At 34.4% G+C, this 817-nt stretch carries 1 protein-coding gene and 1 pseudogene; both read right to left on the bottom strand.

Annotated features, from left to right (window positions below; translation table 11 throughout):
• Nucleotides 1-119 precede the first annotated feature (119 nt).
• A complete protein-coding gene (locus BACCOPRO_RS16840; protein ID WP_007899513.1) occupies nt 120-380 on the bottom strand; it encodes a hypothetical protein in 261 nt (86 codons plus the stop codon).
• Nucleotide 381: 1 nt separating this feature from the next.
• A pseudogene (locus tag BACCOPRO_RS18615) lies at nt 382-817 on the bottom strand (hypothetical protein); the annotation flags it as partial.

Here is an 817-nt window from a genome sequence, read left to right as displayed (position 1 = left end):
TATGTAAGGGTGGATGGGATTGAAGGGGGGAGTTGTCGTCACATGGACGTCAACCCCGACTACCATAGTGATATGACTGTCCGCGAGTAACATGATCAGACTATTTTATTTCTTTTAATTTAATTCTCTGTGATTAATAATTTGATATTATTATCACTACACAATTCATAAACTCTTTGAATTATTTTTTTTATATCTTTATCTGATAGGACTTCTCCTGATGTGGTAATATTTTTTGAAGAAACAACAAAATCATATAACGGAGAATTTACCATTTCTGCATCCAAAATGAATTCTTTATTTTGTTCATCAAAATAGGTTATTCCGCATCGTCCTGATATTATTATATAATATCCTTTATCACTTTTAAGTATTGGCATATTAAGTACATTTTACGTTTATATGATGTTCCACAATAGGAATATTATTTTTGACTAATATTGGTTTCTCAACTGATTCCCAAACACTAATTGAACCTGAATAATGGGCATCGTTGATAAATACATCAACATGAGATATTTTGCCAGCATTAAAATCAGCAACAGCATTTTCTGCAAACTCTGCTGATGCATTATTCCACAACGGTTTAGCGTCAATCCAGTCCATCTCTTTAGTAATATTTGTCAATTCTATGCCTTTTGATGTATCTTCTAAAACCACACGTCCTGGATTATTAGATGTAAAAACTCTGGCAGCTTCAAGAGCTGGAGATCTACCAGACCAAAATACATTAAATCCCCAAATATCTAACCATGTATTCACATCCTGCACATACCCGTAGAGTGTCGGGTTGTTTCCAGCCAGCCCAATGGGGTCG

The organism is Phocaeicola coprophilus DSM 18228 = JCM 13818 (genome assembly GCF_000157915.1).
GTDB lineage: Bacteria > Bacteroidota > Bacteroidia > Bacteroidales > Bacteroidaceae > Phocaeicola > Phocaeicola coprophilus.
Note: the sequence above shows the minus strand (reverse complement) of the source record. Positions and strands in the feature narration are given on the sequence as shown.

Excerpts from the sequence above, each read along its gene's own strand:
- BACCOPRO_RS16840 (WP_007899513.1), bottom strand. The coding sequence starts at position 380 with ATGCCAATACTTAAAAGTGATAAAGGATATTATATAATAATATCAGGA.